The 4959-nt window shown below is 41.4% G+C and carries 6 protein-coding genes; 1 reads left to right on the top strand and 5 read right to left on the bottom strand.

Annotated features, from left to right (window positions below; all coding sequences use genetic code 11):
• Positions 1-286 precede the first annotated feature (286 nt).
• From ABD76_RS10245 to ABD76_RS10225, 5 genes are all read right to left on the bottom strand, one after another.
• The gene (locus ABD76_RS10245; protein ID WP_197256587.1) at positions 287-1036 is read right to left on the bottom strand and encodes a hypothetical protein; all 750 of its coding nucleotides are present in this window, start codon (positions 1034-1036) and stop codon (positions 287-289) included.
• Positions 1037-1069: 33 nt separating this feature from the next.
• Positions 1070-1813, bottom strand: coding sequence for a hypothetical protein (locus ABD76_RS10240; protein WP_197256585.1), 744 nt, complete (start codon positions 1811-1813; stop codon positions 1070-1072).
• 296 nt (positions 1814-2109) lie between these two features.
• On the bottom strand, positions 2110-2514 hold the full coding sequence (locus tag ABD76_RS10235) for an Imm7 family immunity protein (protein ID WP_197256583.1): 405 nt from the start codon (positions 2512-2514) through the stop codon (positions 2110-2112).
• Between the two features lie 14 nt (positions 2515-2528).
• Entirely contained in the window at positions 2529-3020 is a 492-nt protein-coding gene (locus ABD76_RS10230; protein WP_242069501.1) for a restriction endonuclease fold toxin, read from the bottom strand.
• Positions 3021-3088: 68 nt separating this feature from the next.
• Complete coding sequence (locus ABD76_RS10225; RefSeq protein ID WP_197256581.1) at positions 3089-4525, bottom strand: hypothetical protein; 1437 nt, start codon at positions 4523-4525, stop codon at positions 3089-3091.
• Between the two features lie 55 nt (positions 4526-4580).
• Between ABD76_RS10225 and ABD76_RS10220 the strand changes: the two genes are divergently transcribed.
• Positions 4581-4959, top strand: a 379-nt coding sequence (locus ABD76_RS10220; protein ID WP_197255191.1) for a transposase family protein, incomplete at its 3' end; no start/stop codon positions are given.

Here is a 4959-nt window from a genome sequence, read left to right as displayed (position 1 = left end):
TCGTTCAAAATCTGAAAAGACTATGCCGGTTTGGGAAAAAGCGATCTCGAACTGGTATGTCGGCATGCCAAAAAACGAAATCCGTGATGACAGAGGCGTTGTCACGCCTACTCATTTCAGCGCTGGCTGAGTTGTTTTACTCGTTTTGCATGTCCATCAGACGGCTACAACTGCACTAATTCACCGGACTTTTAAATTTGCTGCAAACATATGAAAACACCTGTCCTCTACTGGGTTCTTAATTCCAGTATCGACAAGTCATTGCATTTATAACGGCGAAGAAGCCTTATTGTGCTCTGATCTTATAATTGTCGTAGTTAAAATGATAATCTCTACAAAAATTTTCAACATAGTGTATTATTTCATTTCTAGACTCACAAGCACTGTAAATGACCAGATTATGATTTGCATAAAGTTTTGCCCGTGACACAACTAGCTTAAATTTTTGGGTATAGCAATTTAATTTATCAATATCTTCAAGTGGTGTTATTTTGTCCGGAAAAGTAGTTTGTTGGGATTCCTCTGGAGATATGAAATACGCTATTATAAAATCTTCTAGTCTCTCTAACTCACTTTTATGATGAATTTTAACAATATACTCAGTCACCTCGCTGTTACCTTTATATAAAATTTGATAATTATCTTCAATATAATCTGGCGATTTATTGTTAAATAGGGGATAATCAGAAGCATTACGTTTACCTTTTAAATGAGCAACGATACAATATATTTCTTCTGATTGAGCGAGATAATCATATATTAAGTTTCTTTCGATGCTTGAATCAAAATTATTAAAACCCATCTCGAAATCTGAATCGTAATTACCATCATCGTCTTCAAAAATAGATAAATAACTCGCAAAAAGATTTAGGTCTGAAGGAAGCAAGTATACAGGGAAATGATTGTTAATATCTCCATTGTTTTTAAACAACCGTCTTCCTAATAAAGAATAATTGATTTTTGTTGATTTATACCATTCGTTATTAGTAAAGCTAAACTTTTCTGCAGTGTATATATTTATTCTCAATAAAATCACGTCCCTATGTTTGCTACAACTTGTAGCATATAATTACTTCGGTTTTTTATTCATTTCTTCAGTTAATTCACGAGTGAAACTATCCCACATTTTCCTGTTGATTATTTTATTTTTTAGGAATAAATGTCCTTTAACTCCATATAAATCATAATTTATATGTGGGAAATTTGAAAGTCCCGCACCTTTACCCCAATCGTTGTGCCCCCAGTAGACCTTACCTTTTTTTCCTTCCCAGCCTATCCATTTTCCACTTTCATCATAAATTCGTTCTCCATCACGGCCTATTAACTTTTTACCAAAGTTCTGAGCTTCATTTTTATTTTCAAATATATATTCTTCTTTCACTACTCCTTTTTTTGTTGTTTTAGACATTATTTTCTCCCCGTCTTTACTTAACTTACTCTTTGAAATGCTTATAAAGACGTCATCTATCTCATTTCTACTTGCCCCTTTAGTATTACCCTGTGGCGTCTTCCCTGAATTACTCTCCATAACATTCCAGTAATTCTTCTGATTCTTCGTCAGCCCAGATGGTTGTTTAACCGTACCCTGACGTGAATATATATAACCACCAGCAGGGGCCACCTTCAAACCAAACTTATTATTATCTGCCATGTTTTCAAGAGACTCTCTTAGCCCTTGAATCCCATTCTTGAAGCTTTCTTTGACCATTTTTTGGCCAACTTTATACTCAAAAAACTTATCTCCTGTCCACACTTTTAGCTTCCCATTGACTATTTTCAATGGGCTTATTGCACTTTTTATAAATTTGGGCATTCCTATTTTGAATCCCGGCGGAATATCGTACGTCGTGCGCTCTCGGACAAAGAAGAAGTTCAATTGTCCATTCGGCTCATCATGGAACTTTTCCTCTAAACGGTCGTAGGCCGACAGATGTTCTGCCAGGGGGGATAATACAAGAAAGGCTTACTCCTCCTTATGTTTCAGGTAGGAATAAGCCTTTAAAAATTAATCAACCGCCAAGTTTTTAGTGGCCTTGCTTTGTTAGCTATATTGTACACTCTTGTTGTTGGAGATGTATACCCAAATTATTCAACTTTGGCTACCTCTGTCTAATCCTCGTAATCATCTTCTATTTTAGGTATAAATGGGGAAAGAAAGGGATCCTCATGTTCAGTTACTTCTCCTCGGATTAATGTATAGACTTTAAACTCATTGAAAAACTCCACATCATCGCTATCTCTTATATATAAGACTCCATAAGAACCTGGGGCCAATTCCCCCACCTTTCTTAATACCTCAATTGGATTATGCTTTCCAACAGGTTTGTGATTATTAAGCCCTGCTACCCAAAGCTGATAATCACCATTTACCGCTCTTAAATCCAAAACACCAGAAGGCCACTTTATCTCGTCGATGTATTTTTTGATTTCTTTAACAATTAAAATGTATTTTTCCTCATCATCATCAAACGAAGAACTTTCTCTAATGCTTGCCCATCCGTGATATTCATACAATTTTCTTCATCCTCTCATGGTTTTAGGGGCGTGGTATCAATGATTATTTCTACACCATACCTTTCAGCATACTCTTTTAGTTGTCGTAGTACTCTATCAGCGGGCTGACCTTCAAAATGAAAATAAGCCTTCCTGCCTGTCTCAATAGCAGCTTCTATCGTAGCTTTTGCCTGCTTTCTGAATTGCTTATCTAAACTTTTCAATGGCGGCTTGGTCTGTGCAATATACTGATCGCTAACTGTATCAAACTCACGTCCATTTGGATCATTGCTAAATTTTACTCGGGATTTGCCACCTAGTTTTTCTCCCAACATATCAGCAGCTTCATCTTCTTTAGAAACCGTTACTAATTCCCCAGAATATTGCCCTTTACTTTTTTCAGTCCCCCCGGTTCCACTCTTACCCTGTGGTGCCTTTCCTGAATTGCTCTCCATAACATTCAGGTAGTTCTCTTGGGTTCCTGTCTTCTTCATAGGTTTTGTAACCCTATTCTCTATTATATCCATGTCAGCGCCTGCAACTGCAAGTTCAGGGCCAACCTTCATCTTCTTACCTATACTTTGAAGTGCCTCTTTTAGTCCCTGAATCCCGTTTTCGAAGCTTTCTTTAGATAAGTTTTGTGACGTAGGTTGGTAACCTTTTTTCCAAGCCCTGTTCTCAGTTCAACTTTAAGCTTATCGATCGTCCTGTTAACACCTTTTGGCAATTTGATTTGAGGAATGGTTCCTATCAATGCCGGTCCATTATCAATATTTTCCCTGATATAAAAATAATGCAGAACCTCAGCCTCGGTTACGGACTTGAACTGTTCCTCAAGGCCATTCGCTATCATTATTTTATCTTCTAAAGACAATCTATTGTCTTCCCAAGCATTATAATGTTCAGGATTGGAAATCTTCCCCGCCCCCAGGATTGCCCACATTTCGTTTTTCCGAAGCTGGTTCGGGAGGTGCAGAGTATCGATGGCTTGAAACCGCTCGATCAACCGATTCAATCTGTTATTCGTTTCCCATACTTCGTCGGGGATTCGGCTTGCGCCAATTTCCACGGTCCGGCTGAAATGAATCAGAAAATTCACGAGCGTCTCTTTCGTTTGCGGTTCTCTTAGACCTTTGGCGCCGGTAAAAACTTTCCCCAGCAAGTACGATAATTCCCCGTACATTTGACGCCTCAATTCCTTCTCTTCATCCGTCCAATGCGTCGAATCATACAAGGCCTTGATGATTCCATTCATAATACTAGGGCCTGTGTGGGCGGAAGCAACGGGCATCATAGCAAGCGTGCCTAGAGCGCTCTGCGCCAAGCGGCCGACGGTACCAACAATCGGGATCATTCCCAGAACACTCAGCGCAGCGGACATCATTTGTCCTATCTGGGCCCGGTTGTCAGAAGATGCACTAGACGCCTGAGTCTTCGCTTCCTGTGCAGCCGTATAAGCCTCTACCGTCATCAACGGAGGTTCAGGCACCGGTTCCAGATCGGTGACATGCACTGGCGCTTTGACGCTTCCTTCTTGGGTAAGAATGCCGGAGCGCAGATCCGCCTCTCCATCCAGGACCAGACTGCTCCCCCCGCCTCGTAAATAGATCGCTTCGCCAGCTTCCATGTTCCACCGCTCGCCTGCACGGGCAGAGAAGCTGCCGCCACGGATGGCAATGCTTCCCGAACTATGGATCTTCACTCCGCTCTGTTCATCGAGCCGAATGACCATGCCGCTTCCCGCATGCAGACGCAGTTCGTTGGCCACCAGCTCGAACCCGTTGCCTTGTTTGTTATGCCAAGCTTTCGCTTCCGGCCTGGTGGCGATCTTGCAGAAGAAGTTTTCGGCAGGCACGGTGAGCCGGTTTCGGGAGAAACTGAGAAAGGTAGACCTTCTCATCCTGGTTGAAGTGGGATAATGCCCTTTAGCCAGACGGGGGCTCAGCGTATGATACATTTCCTTTGTAAAAATTGGCTCAAAACCGTAATCAGTGCTTGACGAAATAATCTCAGGCTGAAAATGGAAAAACATCTGCTAATCCTGTAATGTTGTAAGTCTCACCGAACAACAAAAAAGGAATAGACAGATGCAAAACCAGTATATCAATGAATTGCTCGACATACCAGAGCTAAAAATCCGCCAAATCCTGTCCATCGATGCCGATGAACTTCACATAGAAGCTTTCCCCATCAGCGAAAAGCAATGCTGTCCGTGCTGTGGGTCGGATCAAAATGTCATCCGCAAAGGAAGCAATGGCATACGGATCGTCCGACATCTTCCCGTGTTCGAGAAAAAAACCTATCTGCACGTGCCCTCCATTCGCATGTTCTGTAAACACTGCGAAGCCGGATTTGTATGGATGTATGAATTTGTCGGCCCCAAACAGCGCTACAGCAGTCTCTTTCGATTCCATACCGTTGAACAATCGCTTGGTTCTACAGCAGCGCATAGCGCTCGCATGCAGA

Origin of the sequence: Paenibacillus dendritiformis (assembly GCF_015845845.1) — a bacterium.
Taxonomy (GTDB): Bacteria; Bacillota; Bacilli; order Paenibacillales; family Paenibacillaceae; genus Paenibacillus_B; species Paenibacillus_B dendritiformis_C.
Note: the sequence above shows the minus strand (reverse complement) of the source record. Positions and strands in the feature narration are given on the sequence as shown.

Bases quoted from the DNA above. Each gene is read 5' to 3' on its own strand.
- ABD76_RS10240 (WP_197256585.1), bottom strand. From the start codon at position 1,813: ATGCCCAAATTTATAAAAAGTGCAATAAGCCCATTGAAAATAGTCAAT.
- ABD76_RS10230 (WP_242069501.1), bottom strand. From the start codon at position 3,020: ATGGATATAATAGAGAATAGGGTTACAAAACCTATGAAGAAGACAGGA.
- ABD76_RS10225 (WP_197256581.1), bottom strand. From the start codon at position 4,525: ATGTTTTTCCATTTTCAGCCTGAGATTATTTCGTCAAGCACTGATTAC.